The organism is Mucilaginibacter sp., assembly GCF_039921305.1.
In the GTDB taxonomy this organism is placed as follows: Bacteria; Bacteroidota; Bacteroidia; order Sphingobacteriales; family Sphingobacteriaceae; genus Mucilaginibacter.
Window position 1 is genome coordinate 154,601 of sequence record NZ_JBDSCA010000057.1, and the last position, 13,472, is coordinate 168,072.

Below are 13,472 nucleotides of genomic sequence, written 5' to 3' on the forward strand. Positions count from 1 at the left end.
AAAGTAGACTACTTTATTGGTAGGCTTTTTATAGATTTGGGCAATATTTATCGCATACATTGACAAAGTCTATACTCGTTATCAAATTCGGAACCGCATCCATCACCCACAAAAACGGTGATCTGGACGAAAATGTGATGGCCGAAATTGCCCGGCAGGTGGCAATCATCCACAACGATTACCATATTGTGATGGTATCATCGGGAGCCGTTGCCGCAGGCAAAAAACTATTAAAAAACTATTCGGGAACCATCAGCGAGCGCAAAGCCGCTGCCGCTATTGGCAACCCGCTGTTGCTGAACAAATACGCCGGTTATTTTGCCCCTTACGGGATCAACATCGCGCAAAGCTTATGCGAGCGTCAGCATTTCAGCAATCGCAACCAATTCCTCCAACTCAAAAAAACTTATGAAGATCTGTGGGCTAATGATATCATCCCCATAGCTAACGAAAACGACGTAGTAAGCAACCTCGAACTCAAGTTTTCGGATAATGATGAACTGGCTACTTTAATAGCGGTTGGCTTCGGCGCATCGGTATTGTTGTTTAGCACATCTGTACCCGGCGTATTGGATGCGGATGGAAAAGTGATACCCGTGATACCCGTGATAGATAAAGCTGCTCTGGGCCTCGCCAATAAAGAGAGATCGGCATTAGGTTTAGGTGGTATGGTATCTAAATTAACCTTTGCCCGTTTAGCTACCCGCATGGGTATCAAAGTAGTGATATTCGGTATCGGTACAACCGATGGCATTTTAAATGCGATCAAAGAACAAACCGGAACACTTTGCCACCCGCAAAAATGCTCAATGCCTGCACGTAAAAAATGGCTGGCCAGCGGCAGCCTGGTTACAGGCAGTTTGCAAATTGATGCCGGTGCAGCTAAAGCCTTGCAAAACGGGCATAGTTTACTTGCTGTAGGCGTAAAGGATATTATTGATAAATTTGAACAAAGCGAGGTTATCGAAATACAAGATGAAAACCAGGTAACCATAGCCGTAGGCCGTGCCAAAATATCATCAGACGAAATATTGGCCAACCTCAAAACACAAAAGCTCATCATTGCCAGTGCAGATGATATTGTGTTATTATAGAAAGTAAAGAATCATGGAATCGATCCAGCATTTATTATACGAAGCTCACCAGGCATCAACATCCATTAAATTATTGGATGATGAGCGTAAAAAAACGCTCTTAAATCGTTTAGCGGTTACTCTTTCGGAGAACCATGAACACATCATTGCCGAAAACAAAAAGGATCTTGATCGCATGCCGGATACTGATCCTAAAAAAGACAGGCTGTTATTAAACGATGCAAGGATTGATGACCTATGCACCAGTATCAAAGATATTGCAGCCTTGCCAGATCCTGCCGGCCAAATCATCCTGGAGAGCACCACAGCTAACGGATTATCAATTCAAAAGAAAACCGTACCCTTAGGCGTAGTTGGCGTAATATACGAATCGCGCCCTAACGTGACGATTGATGTAGCTGCCTTATGCATTCGCTCGGGTAACGTATGTGTGCTCCGTGGTGGTAGCGATGCCTTGTACACCAATATTTGCCTCGTTAACCTGATCCATCAGGTGTTGCACGAGTTTGGCTTAAACAGCGCCATTGTACAGCTGTTACCAACCGACCGCAAGTTCATCAATGAGCTTTTAACCGCGGTTAAATACATCGATATCATTATCCCACGTGGTTCGCAGCAACTGATAGAGTTTGTTCGCGAAAACTCAAAGGTACCGGTTATTGAAACAGGGGCAGGCGTTTGCCACACTTACGTGGAAAAAACCGCCGACCTTACCAAAGCTGCCGCCATTGTGGTGAACGCCAAAGTAAGTCGCCCATCAGTTTGTAATTCATTAGATACCATTTTGGTTGACCGCTCTGTTGCCCCTGAACTACTGAAATTGACTGTTCCCGGATTACTTGATTACAAGGTTGAGATATTTGCAGATGAGCCAACCTATGCCATTTTAAAAGACCTTCAATATCCATATCTGCAAGCCGCGACTCCCGAAGACTTTGGCCGTGAGTTTCTGGATTTCAAATGCTCGGTTAAAGTAGTTGATAGTGCCGATGAGGCCCTTGATCACATCAGTAAATTTTCATCAAAACACTCAGAAGCTATCGTATCACAGGATAAACAAATATCAGAACGCTTTATTAATGAAGTAGATGCAGCCGCTGTGTATATTAATGCCTCAACCCGTTTTACCGATGGTGGCATTTTTGGTTTAGGTGCCGAAATTGGCATCTCAACTCAAAAACTACATGCCCGTGGGCCATTCGCTTTAGAGAAACTGGTAACCGAAAAATGGTTTGTGAGAGGTGATGGGCAGGTAAGATAAGTGGATTTGAATAAGAAACCCAGTCTCAAATTGTCATTTCGATAGAGCAAGGGGCGGGAATGAGCGGTTGCGCGAAAGAGAAATCTTCTACTATAGATATGTTTGCTTCATATTGGCCGCTTTGCCTGTCTACAGTAGAAGATTTCTTAGTCGTACCTCACTTCGAAATGACATCGAATTTCTTATCTCGACTCATGTAAATAACAATTACCGTATTAAACAAAAAGGGAAGAACATTACGTTCTTCCCTTTTTGCTTTACCTTATTTGCCTTTTTTAGCTGGCGGAATTTGTTTTGGCGCTTGTGACTGCACTTGCTGATTACGCATGTAATCTTCCATTTTAGCCGCGAACCCTGATTTCTTTTTGGCCGTTTTATCCTCAGGTTTCTTTTTGTTCTCCTGGATCTGAGCGTGGATCTTTTTATCATCTACCATCAAACGGATAGCATACTGTTGAGCGAATGTTAACATATTCGCCAAAAAGTAGTAGTAGTTCAAACCAGATGGATACTTGTTCAGCACAAAAATGAAGATAACAGGGGTGATGTAACCAATGTATTTCATCTGGCCTGTAGCACCCGATATCTGGTTGTTAAAGTAAGTATAAATGAAGGTTGATATCGTCATCAACAAACACATCAAACTCAGGTGATCGCCAAGTAACGGAATGGTTGTACCAAACTTGATCAAATCATCATAAGTAGATAGATCCTTCATCCATAAAAAGCTCTCGCCACGCAACTCAAATAAAGCCGGGAAAAAGCGCAGGAACGCGAACACGATAGGTAATTGCAGCACCATTGGCAAACAACCACCAAGCGGGTTTACACCAGCCTTTTTATAAAGCTTCATGTATTCCTGTTGTAGCAGGGTAGGGTTATCCTCGCCAACCTTAGCTTTGATCTCGTCCATCTCAGGCTTCAGCACGCGCATTTTAGCCATTGATAGGTAAGATTTATAAGTTAATGGCGATAACACTAATTTCAATAAGATGGTCAACAATAAAATTACGATACCGTAATTCCAGCCAAATTTTTTCAAAAAGTCAAATACAACCAATACAGCGTACCTGTTAATCCATTTAAGCGGTCCCCAACCTAAATCAATTTGTTTATCCAGGTTAAAGCCTTGAGCTTTTAATAACTTAAACTCATTAGGGCCATAATAAAACTCCATTGGGTAAACACCAGCGCTATTAGCCGGTATTTGCAAGCTGGCCTGCATTTGTTTAACCTCGGTTTTATTGCTGGTATCCATGCTTACCTTTAAATTGGATTTTGTGAACCCATCTTTATAGATCAGCACATTCGAGAAAAAGTGCTGTTTGAACGATACCCATTGAATTTTCTTATCATTAACATCCTTAGCCTCATCACCGGTAACGCTCAACGAGTTTACATCATCTTCTGTGTTTTTATAATACACGGTTGAGTACTGGCGCTCCATGCTCATATCCTTTTCGGTTTTAAGCATGCTCGATTGCCAGTTGATATCAACCACCTTACTATCAGCAATTACACCATCTAAACCTGTTTCTTTAATAACAAGCCCAAGTTTGTAACCTGCCGCTGGTAACGAATACACGTAATCAATATACTGTGTAGCGCTATAATTTAAACGGAAGCTAATTGCAGAATCGGCACCGGCAGAGTTTAAAGCTGTAGCCGATGGTTTAAAGTACAGATCGTTAGTGTTGATCTTTTTATTACCGGCAATAAAATTCAATCCAAAGTGCTCATTTGGGCCGTTAAATAATACCAATGGCTTACCATCAAAGGTTTTGAATTTTTTTAACTCGGCATATTGAACACGGCCACCATGGGTGGAAACTTTAAGTAACAGGTCTTTATTTTCAACTGTAACCAATTGCTCGGTACCAACAGTAGCTGCACCAAACGCGGTTTTTAATATAGCCGAATCAACAACCTGTGCTTTTGGTACCGAATCAACTTTAGGCGCTGTAACAACGGCTGTCTTAATTCCGGCTTTTTTTAGCGAATCTGCGTGAGCAGCAATTTGAGCTTTTTTAAGGTCTGCTTCAGATGGCTTCATTAAATAAAATGAGCCAAAAAGTATCAGCATGATCAGGAATAATCCTGTGTATGTATTTCTATCCATTATAATAAACGTAACAAGCTGCTATTTTTTGCGGGCATAAGCCAGCGCAGCGGCGACAAAGTTAACAAAAAGTGGGTGAGGATTAGCAACCGTTGATTTTAATTCAGGATGAAATTGTGCACCCACAAAAAACGGGTGGTTTTTTAACTCTACGATCTCTACAAGGTTGTTTTCAGGGTTCATTCCCGATGGTATCATGCCTGCCGTTTCATACTGTTTAAGGTAATCGTTATTAAACTCATAACGGTGGCGGTGCCTCTCGGTAATATGCTGCTGACCGTATATGGCAAAGGCCTTACTGTTTTTACGCAAATCACAAGCGTATGATCCTAAACGCATGGTACCGCCCTTAGCGGTGATCTTCTTTTGCTCCTCCATCATATTAATAACAGGGAAGGGGGTATCCGGGTTCATCTCAACGCTGTGCGCGTCTGTTAATCCCAATACATTACGGCCAAATTCAACCACGGCGCATTGCATACCTAAACAGATACCAAAGAAAGGGATATTATTTTCGCGTACGTATTTAATAGCCTCAATTTTACCCTCAATACCACGCTGACCAAAACCAGGGGCAACCAATATACCATCTAAACCTTTTAAACGATCAACAGCGTTCTCAGGTGTTAATTGCTCCGAACTGATACATTCCACACGCACCTTGCACTCATTTTGAGCACCCGCGTGGATGAACGATTCGGTGATGGATTTATAAGCATCTGGCAGTTCAACATATTTACCAACCAAACCAATCCGTATTTCGGCAGTTGGGTTTTTCAAACGGCCCAAAAAGTCTTTCCAGCGATCCAAATTCGGCTCTGTCTTGCTCGATAGTTTTAACTTGCTCATTACTATCTTATCCAATTGTTCCTTCAACATCAGCAAAGGCACATCATAAATAGTAGAAGCATCTATCGATTCAATAACCGCGTTCACATTTACATTACAAAATAAGGCTATCTTTTTACGGATATCCGCATTGATATGATGCTCGGTACGGCAAACCAAAATATCCGGCTGAATACCATACTCCAACAACATCTTAACTGAGTGCTGTGTAGGCTTGGTTTTTAATTCTCCGGCAGCAGCCAAAAATGGAATTAAAGTTAAGTGTATAACCAGAGAATCGTTCTGCCCATGCTCCCAGCGGAACTGGCGAACAGCTTCAATAAACGGCAATGATTCTATATCGCCAACAGTACCACCAATCTCGGTTATTACTACATCAAATTCACCACTTTCACCCAAAATGCGGAAGTTGCGTTTGATCTCATCTGTAATGTGCGGAACTACCTGTACCGTTTTACCCAAAAAAGCGCCTTCGCGTTCGCGATTGATCACATTTTGATAGATACGGCCTGTGGTAATGTTGTTGGCTTTTGATGTTGGCGTATTCAAAAAACGCTCGTAGTGACCAAGGTCAAGGTCGGTTTCGGCTCCATCCTCGGTAACATAGCATTCGCCGTGTTCGTAAGGATTCAATGTTCCGGGGTCGATGTTGATGTAAGGGTCGAATTTTTGGATGGTTACCCTATACCCACGGGCCTGTAGAAGCTTGGCCAGTGATGCAGAAATAATACCTTTTCCTAACGACGAGGTAACGCCGCCCGTAACAAAAATATATTTAGTCATATGTTTTTTTTGGATTCCGGCAGCCGATATGATGGTGCAGAAATTGTTTGTGTACGGGATGCAAAGGTAACAAATTATTTGAATTTTGACTGATTTGTTAACAAAACGACACCGATTTTACACTGTTGATAACTAACCCCCTGTTAAAAAGGAACATGAGTAAATGTGAGTATTTAGATCAGCTGGCGCGAGCGTTCCGTTCGTGACTTGTTATTCCCAGGCCTCTGGCCTTACTATAAATAATACGACTTATAAAACAAGTACTACAATCAATATAAAATAACGATTGGGCAAGTTTATTACCCTATAGCTATTTTACAGCGTTCGCCAATTAACAGGTGCTCGTACTTCTCGTAGTTTGTTGGGGTTTTGATCTGCTCTACTTCCTGGCGGTAATTTTGGCGGAGTTCTTTGCGGCGTATGGCTTCTACAAAGCGGCGTACTTCATTTTGGGTTTCTAATATTAACCCGGGTACCTGCGTTGGCTGGTTTTGCTCATCCTTGGCAACCATAGTAAAATAACTGGTGTTAGTGTGGTTTACAGAGTTGGTTTTTATGTTTTCGGATACAACCCGGATGCCAATAACCAGTGAGGTGTTACCTACATAGTTTACTGATGCCATAAGGGATACCAGTTCGCCAACCTCAATAGGGGCCAAAAAATCCACGGTATCAATTGATGCCGTTACGCAATAATTACCGGCATGCTTGGCGGCGCAAACGTAGGCTACCTTATCCATCAGCGAAAGTAAGATCCCCCCGTGAATTTTACCCCCAAAGTTTGAATAGGAGGGTATCATCAATTCGGTAATAATGGTTTCTGAAAATCGAACAGGTTTAAAGTGTAATTGATCTGGCATGGGATATTGTTTAGTCGAAAAGTCCGGAAGGCCGAAAGTCGGAAAGATTTTTTAGTATTTAATATATTAAGATGTTATTCTGCTATCATTTGTCCAAATTGGAGCAGATAACCGTTATTGTCATAGATAGCGAATTCGCGCATGCCGTAGTCAAAGTTCTCGATAGGATAGCAGATCAGGCAACGTTCTTTTAAGTTTTCCCAAACTAAGTCTACATTATCCGGGTTAATATATAATGAGCCACTCATTATGGGCTTAGGCATATTGCGGTGCTCGTTTGGGATAGAGAACATAATATTTACGGCATCGCATTTAAAGGATGCCCAACCCCAATCTGCTTCGTAGTTTAGCAGGGTAAAACCCAGCACTTCGGTGTAAAATTTTATAGTGGCTTCCATATCGTGGGTTTCCAACATGGGCGTTAAGCCGGTTAGTTTATAGTCCATATTGAAGGTTTAATTGAGTTGAAATTAATTATGATAATAATATTGCCGTTATTTATAGGTTATTGCAACAATTGCATGACAATTAAGCAACAATTATATGACAATCAAATATTGATTAAACTTCGTGGTATTTTCACAGTCAATAAGCCATATCATATAAAAATTAATACCTATAGCTTCTTATATCCATGTAGCTTTGTTTAAACCTAAATATATAAACTAATTATACAACACCAATGAAAAGAGCATTACTATTGATCAAAACCGCTTTACCTATTTTATTTATCATAGGTTTAAGCGTTTCTGCGCAAGCTCAAAAACTAAACACAGTACAAGCAGGCAGTTTAGCCGCTCCCACCAAGGTTAAAATTGATGGCAAACTGGATGAGTGGGGGCCAGATTTTCAGGCTTACAACAAAACTACCAAGCTTTTTTACATACTATCAAACGATGCCAAAAATTTGTATCTGGTTGTAAGATCAACCGATTTGCAAAACAGTACCAAAATTATGGGTGGTGGTGTTACCATAACGATTAACACAGCTGATAAAAAGAAAGAAGAGAATGCTTACAGTGTACGTTTCCCGATAGTAAGCCGGGCCAACTTACGTGGTATTCGCAGGCCGCGTGGTGCAAGTGCTACAACGGTGATGGATTCGGCATCAATGGCCGAAGCCGCCGCCGCCCGTAAACAGGCTATTGCCGCTATAAAAGAGATAAGTGTGCTGGGCTTTAAAGATATTACCGATACCCTGATCTCTATTTATAACATATATGGTATTAAAGCCGCGGCCGGGTATGATGAGCAGGCTAACTTGCAGTTTGAGCTATCCATACCGCTATCATTACTTAATCTATCAGCAGATAACCCTAAAGAGTTTGCCTATAATATAACAGTTAACGGGCTCGATTTTAGCCGTAATAATAATGGCGGTAATAACCGTAACGCAGGCGGCGGTGGTTTTGGTGGTGGCGGCAATGGCGGCGGCGGAAACGGTGGTGGCAGAAACGGCGGCGGCGGTCGTTTTGGAGGAGGAGGAAACGGTGGTAACCGTGGAGGCTTTAGCGGTGGTGGTAACGATGCCATGAACGAATTGCTTAGTCCAACAGATTTTTGGGGTAAATATACCCTTGCTAAAAAATAATGATCACAGGCATTTGTAATGCCTCTTTTGTAAACCATACTATAATTGATAGTATAATAGATTAAAAAAGCGTATCGAATAAAAATTTAACCCTAATCACACTACCTAATAATCACAACCTTATAATGATAAAAAATTTACTTCTGCTGTTTGTTGCAATTCTATTAACGGGCAACTTATTTGCGCAAATCCGGGGCAACCGGATGCAAGGGCAAACGGCAACACCCGCACCGCCGGTACTCTTCCGCGAAATAAGCGGTGTAATTAGAGATACTACCGATAATACCTTAATAGGCGCTACAATTTTATTAACATCGCGTTTGGATACTTTACGTACAGTATCAAATAACGATGGGATATTTGTTTTTAAGAACGTAAAGATGGCAACATTTACGCTTACCATTACTGAGGTAGGCTATATAACATCCGTACGCAAATACTTACAGAACGACGCGGTTAAACGGTTGGTTTTAGAACCCATCATTTTAAAATCATCAAGCCATATGATGAATGAGGTTAAAATTAATGGCACACCAAGTATAACATACAAAATTGATACAGTTGAATATAAAGCCAGTGATTATAAGGTGAGGGATAACGCCACCGTTGACGAGCTTTTGAAAAAGATGGAGGGTTTTGAGGTTGGTACCGATGGTACAGTTACTCACCAGGGGCAAGCAATTACTAAGGCTAAATTAAACGGAACATTATATTCCGGAGGCGATGTGGCCCAGGCAATTCAAAACTTACCTGCAGAAATTGTTGAAAAAATACAGGTTGTTGATGATTACGGTGACGCTGCCGCACGAACCGGTGTAAAAGATGGCGACCCTCAGAAAGTGTTAAATATAACTACCAAGCCCGATAGATCTATAGGTTTAACTGGGCGTTTAAACGGGCAGTATGGTAGTGACGACCGATATAATGTTGGTTTAACCGGAACCCGCATTAATGCTAACCAGCAAATAGCGGTAAATGGTACTTTGAATAACACGGTTACAGGTGTATCATCGAGCGGCATAACCGGGGGCGCAACTGTTGGCGGCGGCGGCGGAAATGGTATTAGCGCCGGCGGGGGTGGAAGCCCTGGTACAAACCGTTCAGGTTCGCCGTCATTTGGTTATAATGATCAGTTTGGTAAAAATGTCAAGGTAGAATCAGGATACAGGTACAAGTTCAATGATAATAACTCTACCAGCAATAGCTTTGGAAGGAGCAACTCTACACTAGGGTATACTAATTTTACCAGATCAGGAACATCTGAAAGTGACAGTAAAAGCCATAATGTGAATTTTGATATTAAATGGGATATCAATAAATCAAACTTTTTGCAAATAACACCTTCGTTTAGTTATAGTTCTTCCAATAGCTCAAGTACTACAGATAATCAAACCGATGCATACTATACCAGAATTGATCCCGTTACTGGCGCACCCATCCCAAACTACCAGTTTTATAACACAATAGGTTCAAGCGGAACTACCAATTCTACTACTAACTATGGTTTAACTGCGTTTTATCAGCATATATTTGAAAAGCCCAAAAGAAACGTCTCGTTACAGGTAAGCATAACCAGTGCCGACAATGAATCGGAAAAGGAATCAAAAAACAATATATATTACTTTACAGATACTACCAGAACTGTTCCAAAAAATCAATTACTTAACCAAACCAGGGTTGATCGGAACAGCAACAACAAAACTTACCGTGCAAGCTCAACATACGTTGAACCTTTGGGATTATACTCACAATTAGAACTTAACGCGCAGATAAGAACGTCTACTTATGATAATTCGGCAGTTAACGATAGTATTGCACCAAGTGGGCAAATTGTACCGTTATCGTACCGTGATAATATTTATAACTATACGTTTACAGAATCACACCTTACGTTGAATTATAGGTTTAGTGGCATAAAGTACAATATATCGTTAGGAACAACGGCTGTCCCAACTTACCTGTCAGGAACTAAACTCAATGCAGGCGCCGGAGCTAATGTATCCACCGGCCGGTCGGATTTTAGGCTCATCCCCGTATTCCGCTTTGCTTATTCATGGTCTCGCACGCAGCGGTTTTCATTTTATTACTCTGGCTCAAACACCGAACCAAGCTTTCAGGAAATTCAACCTTTTACCGATATATCTAACCCAAGAAGTCAAATAGTTGGTAATCCTAATTTGAAACCAGCGTTTACACATTCATTTAATGCTCAATACAATAATTACCTTGCTAACTCTAAATTAAACTTTTCGTTTTTTGTTAACGCAAGTATTCCGGTCAATCAAATTTCTACAAATGTTATCCAGGTGCTTGGTTCGCCATATGCTACAAACGGAGATTATATTAACGAAACGCATTACGTAAACCTTAACGGATCACAGTCTGTAACGGGCAGGTATAATATTGCCAAGCAATTAGATGATCGTAAATACAATTTATCGTTAAACGGTAATGTAACTTACAATTACAACCAGGCTGTAAGTAATGATGTACAATACCATACCACAAATTGGAGATTTGATGAGCGCTTTGGACCGCGGATAACACCGGCGGAGTGGATTGAAATAAATCCATATATAGGTTATGATCTGTCAAGATCGTTTTCATCGCTTGTGCCTAACTCAACATCCGGAAGCACGGCATCATCTTCATCTCTATCTACCCAGGTACAAAAAACATCTTTAGCTGTTGATGGAAAAATATATTTTCTGAAAAGCTTTCAGTTTAACTACAACGCTGCAAAAAGCTATGTGGCAGGTTTAGGTAGTTTAAGCACAAATCCGCTTGTAATTAACATGGGCCTTGAAAAGGATTTTTTCAAAAAGAGAACTTTAGTTATTACGTTTAACGCCTACGATATTTTACACCAAAACAATTTTATAGAGCAAACATTGTCTCCTAATGGTAGTTTTACCAATACTTTATCAAGCTCATTGAGCAGATATTTTTTAGTTGGCGCACGTTTGTACCTGCAAAAATGGAGTGGTACACCAACACGTAATGGCAAAAAAATGAACCGCCGGGGTGATGGTAGTTTTATTTACGAATAGAACGATAAAAGAATATAGATTTAACAAAACCAGCCGGTTAAGGCTGGTTTTGTTGTTTAAACCAAATCAAGTTTCATCAGAATATCAGTTTGCTTATCGCTGCCAAGCATAAAATAATGGCTGCCAAATATGTTAAAACCATGGCTCTGGTAAAAGCGGATGGCGCTTTGGTTTTTATCCCATACCCCAAGCCAAATGTATTTGCAATGTGCTTGCTGAGCCAGGGCTATTGCAAAGTTTAACAATTGCTCACCAAATTTATTACCCTGATATTTTTTGAGGATGTATATGCGCTCAACTTCTAAAGCATTATTATCCCGAAACTCTGTTTGCGCATTGCCACTATTAAGTTTAAGGTAGCCTATGATCTCATCATCCAGTAATGCGAAATAAAAGTGGGAGTGAGGGTTCTCTAATTCTGATGTTACCTTTTCTATTGTAAATGCCTGAGTGGCATAAGCGGCTATGTCGTCGGGGTTGTTTACCGCTGCAAAGGCATCAAAAAAAGTTTGCCTGCTTAGTTTTAAAAGTGCATTTGCTTCGGTTATGTTTACCTTACGTGTAGAAATATTTTTCTTCATTAATGTTTAGCCATTTTTTGGGCCATACGCAAGCCTAACACCCAGGTTCCATCGGTACCAAAATGGACATGATCTGTAGGGTAGCGGGTATCTTTATCAGTAGCACGATGACTTAGATCATCGGTTTGAACTACAAAGGCATTTTTAACCGCCCGGGGCGAACCTGAGTTCTGATCAATATCATGTTCCGCCTGGCGGACTACCTCACGGTACCGGCCTGTATTTGGAGGTGGAAGCACATAGCCATACACAAAAGGTAGTTTTGCAGAATGATATTGTTTGCGAATCCGTTCAATAAAATGTATCAAATTTTGAGCATATCTTACGCTGGCACTATCATTGGCTACGGCATCATTTTCACCTTGTTGCCATAACATGCCGCGGATGATGGGTTTGTAACCCATTTTTTTCAACTCGTTTAAGCCAGAATCAACCGTTTGAACAAAAACTTTAAACTGTGGCCCCCAATTACTGGTATCACTTGCTATTTTACCCGGGTTCCATTGCTTGTATAAATTGGTACCGCTGTGGGCATGTTTAATAAGGGCTATTTTTCTATCAGGATAAAGTTGATGAATTTTGGTGCCGAAGCTTAATTCGGGACCAAACCTATCCGGAGATTCCGAAGCTTGTATTAATGGTTGCCAGGTAAAGGCTTGCTTACCCGAGTTTAAATGAGGCTTGCCCGAATGGAATATCAATACAGTGGTGTCAATATTCATCGTATCCGTCATGTTTTTCAAATAACCCTGGCCGGTGGCATTGGATTGACCGGCTATTAAGTAAACATCAATTTTACCTTTATTTTGTGCCGATACAGAATAAAATACGCAGAAAAATAAGGCAAACAGTAATAGCTTTAGCATGGTTATGACTTTTAATGGGTTAAAAATAGTACTTTAATTTAGTTTTGTTGTCTACCGATGTTTACTTTAACAAATTAATAACCAAAGGCTTGTAAGTTTGTAATTATATCAAAAATGTGCTTATAAAGTTTATTAAAAAAAAGTTAACATCAAATTTGCCAATTCAGCCGGGATTTGTACTTTTGACCCCGGAGAGTTGGCAGAGTGGTCGATTGCGGCAGTCTTGAAAACTGTTGACTTGTGAAAGGGTCCTGGGGTTCGAATCCCTAACTCTCCGCGAATAACCCTGTCAAAAACAGCTAAAAGCCTGCAAATCAAATGATTGCAGGCTTTTGTTTTGGTGCCAAACCCCCATTTTATGCACCAATTAGCAACAAAAAAGTGCGTATTTCGGTGCGTCAATTCTTAGTTATACCCT

General features: G+C 40.8%; 10 protein-coding genes and 1 tRNA gene. 5 read left to right on the forward strand and 6 right to left on the reverse strand.

All coding sequences use genetic code 11. The features are described from left to right. The first annotated feature begins 59 nt into the window (after positions 1 to 59). Both proB and ABIN91_RS18480 read left to right on the forward strand, forming a co-directional pair. Entirely contained in the window at positions 60 to 1,094 is a 1,035-nt protein-coding gene (proB, locus tag ABIN91_RS18475; RefSeq protein ID WP_348052923.1) for a glutamate 5-kinase, read from the forward strand. A 13-nt stretch (positions 1,095 to 1,107) separates the two neighbouring features. Next, the gene (locus tag ABIN91_RS18480; protein ID WP_348052924.1) at positions 1,108 to 2,355 is read left to right on the forward strand and encodes a glutamate-5-semialdehyde dehydrogenase; all 1,248 of its coding nucleotides are present in this window, start codon (positions 1,108 to 1,110) and stop codon (positions 2,353 to 2,355) included. A 262-nt stretch (positions 2,356 to 2,617) separates the two neighbouring features. Here ABIN91_RS18480 and yidC read toward each other — a convergent pair whose 3' ends face one another. The 4 genes from yidC to ABIN91_RS18500 form a co-directional block, all read right to left on the reverse strand. Continuing rightward, positions 2,618 to 4,474, reverse strand: coding sequence for a membrane protein insertase YidC (yidC, locus tag ABIN91_RS18485; protein WP_348052925.1), 1,857 nt, complete (start codon positions 4,472 to 4,474; stop codon positions 2,618 to 2,620). A gap of 21 nt (positions 4,475 to 4,495) precedes the next feature. Continuing rightward, complete coding sequence (locus ABIN91_RS18490; RefSeq protein WP_348052926.1) at positions 4,496 to 6,106, reverse strand: CTP synthase; 1,611 nt, start codon at positions 6,104 to 6,106, stop codon at positions 4,496 to 4,498. Positions 6,107 to 6,405: 299 nt separating this feature from the next. Beyond that, on the reverse strand, positions 6,406 to 6,966 hold the full coding sequence (locus ABIN91_RS18495) for an acyl-CoA thioesterase (RefSeq protein WP_348052927.1): 561 nt from the start codon (positions 6,964 to 6,966) through the stop codon (positions 6,406 to 6,408). Positions 6,967 to 7,040: 74 nt separating this feature from the next. Further along, positions 7,041 to 7,412 (reverse strand): VOC family protein, encoded by a 372-nt coding sequence (locus ABIN91_RS18500; protein WP_348052928.1) that lies wholly within the window; start codon positions 7,410 to 7,412, stop codon positions 7,041 to 7,043. Positions 7,413 to 7,648: 236 nt separating this feature from the next. Here ABIN91_RS18500 and ABIN91_RS18505 point away from each other — a divergent pair, with 236 nt between their 5' ends. Next, entirely contained in the window at positions 7,649 to 8,557 is a 909-nt protein-coding gene (locus ABIN91_RS18505) for a hypothetical protein (protein WP_348052929.1), read from the forward strand. A gap of 125 nt (positions 8,558 to 8,682) precedes the next feature. Then, entirely contained in the window at positions 8,683 to 11,607 is a 2,925-nt protein-coding gene (locus ABIN91_RS18510; RefSeq protein ID WP_348052930.1) for an outer membrane beta-barrel protein, read from the forward strand. Positions 11,608 to 11,663: 56 nt separating this feature from the next. On the opposite strand, the gene ABIN91_RS18515 is transcribed toward ABIN91_RS18510, so the two are convergent. After that, a complete protein-coding gene (locus ABIN91_RS18515) occupies positions 11,664 to 12,188 on the reverse strand; it encodes a GNAT family N-acetyltransferase (protein WP_348052931.1) in 525 nt (174 codons plus the stop codon). Beyond that, the gene (locus tag ABIN91_RS18520; protein ID WP_348052932.1) at positions 12,188 to 13,054 is read right to left on the reverse strand and encodes a sialate O-acetylesterase; all 867 of its coding nucleotides are present in this window, start codon (positions 13,052 to 13,054) and stop codon (positions 12,188 to 12,190) included. The genes ABIN91_RS18515 and ABIN91_RS18520 overlap by 1 nt, the downstream gene beginning before the upstream one ends. Positions 13,055 to 13,244: 190 nt before the next feature. On the opposite strand from ABIN91_RS18520, the gene ABIN91_RS18525 reads away from it, so the two are divergent. Next, positions 13,245 to 13,331 (forward strand) — tRNA-Ser (locus ABIN91_RS18525). The last annotated feature ends 141 nt before the right edge of the window (positions 13,332 to 13,472 follow it).